Raw genomic sequence first — 1,643 nt, forward strand, 5'->3', positions numbered from 1 at the left:
GCTATTGCTTCTTTCTCTTGATTTTCAATTAAACTCTCTAAATCTTCTAAATCTTTTGTTATATCTTTTTTAAATTTATTTACTATCATATTTGCTATATTTTCTGAGATACCTAATTTATCTACTATTTTTGATACATCTAGTTTCTCTTCATTAGCTATTATAATTGTGCTATCTTTTGATGAAGAGTTATGAGTATCTTCTTTTAGGTATTTATCAAATACTTTTTTTAGTTCATCTGTATTTATTGGTTTACTTAGGTAATCATTCATTCCTAGGCTTAGGAACCTCTCTTTATCACCTTTTACTGCATTTGCTGTTAAGGCTACTATTGGTATTTGTTTTAGAAGTTTCTCTTCTTCATATTTTCTTATTGCTTTAAAGCTTTCTATACCATCTAGTATTGGCATATTTATATCCATAAGAATTAAGTCATAAGAGTTCTCTTTATATTCTCTTAGAGCTTTTAGTCCATTATCTTGGATTGAGTAGTTTATATTCATACTATCTAGGATATATGAGATTAATTCTTGGTTTGCTTCATTATCTTCTGCCACAAGTACATTTGCTTTATATTTCTTTTCTATCTCATCTTTTGAGGGTTTTACTACTTGTTTTGTTTTTCTTAAAAGTTCTTGCAGAGCATCATTTACTTTTGAAGCATAGAAAGGTAAAACTAAAGTATGTTCATTTGCTCTTAGTTTAAAGTTTTTAGCTTCATCTTCATGGTCAAACAGAATTAAAATAGGAGTATTTTCATATCTTTCTCTCATAGGATCTAAGGCATCTTTTGTTTTATCACAAGAGCAGATTACTATATCAGGATTCTCTTCATCTGCATTTACTGTTCCAAACAGTCCTATATATCTTTTTATATAGTGATATAAGTCACTATCTTCTTTAGTTACTTTAAATTTAATATGATTTAAAAAGCTTTTAGAGATATGAAGATTATCATCACAAGTTTCAAACTCTAAATCAAAGAAGAATTTACTTCCAACATTCTCTTTACTTTGTGCTTGTATTTGAGAACCTAAAGATTGAACAATATGAGAACAGATACTTAACCCTAATCCTGTTCCTTCATATTGTCTACTTGATTTATGGTCTACTTGTACGAAAGGTTTAAATACATTTTCTAGTTTCTCTTGTGGTATTCCTATACCACTATCTTCTATTTCAAATCTTATTTTACTTCTATTATTTTTTTCTTCTAGAAGAGTTATATTTAAAGATACTTTACCTTCTTGAGTAAATTTAATTGCATTTGATAATAGGTTTGATAATACTTGTCTTAATCTTATTCCATCTGTTAAGATACATAGAGGTATCTTGTGGTCAATATTAAATATTAGTTTTAGATGTTTTTCACTTGCTCTTTTTGAGAATAGTTCAATTACATGCTCACTAATAAAATAAAGGTCAGTTTTTTCAATAGCAATATCAAAGTTACCACTTTCTATTTTACTAATATCTAAAATATCATTGATAATGCTAAGAAGTGAGTTAGCACTTGTTTGAATAATTTGTGCTTGTTTTTTATTATCACTTTTTAATTCACTTGAATTACTAAGAATATCAGAGAAACCAATTATTGCATTTAGTGGTGTTCTTATTTCATGACTCATATTTGCCAAGAACGT

The 1,643-nt window shown here is 27.3% G+C and carries 1 protein-coding gene; it reads right to left on the reverse strand.

The window, feature by feature from the left end; genetic code table 11:
• Positions 1-1,643 (reverse strand): ATP-binding protein (locus tag CRV03_RS13900; protein WP_129085741.1); only part of this gene is annotated, 1,643 nt, incomplete at both ends.

The organism is Arcobacter sp. F155 (genome assembly GCF_004116455.1).
Classification (GTDB): domain Bacteria; phylum Campylobacterota; class Campylobacteria; order Campylobacterales; family Arcobacteraceae; genus Halarcobacter.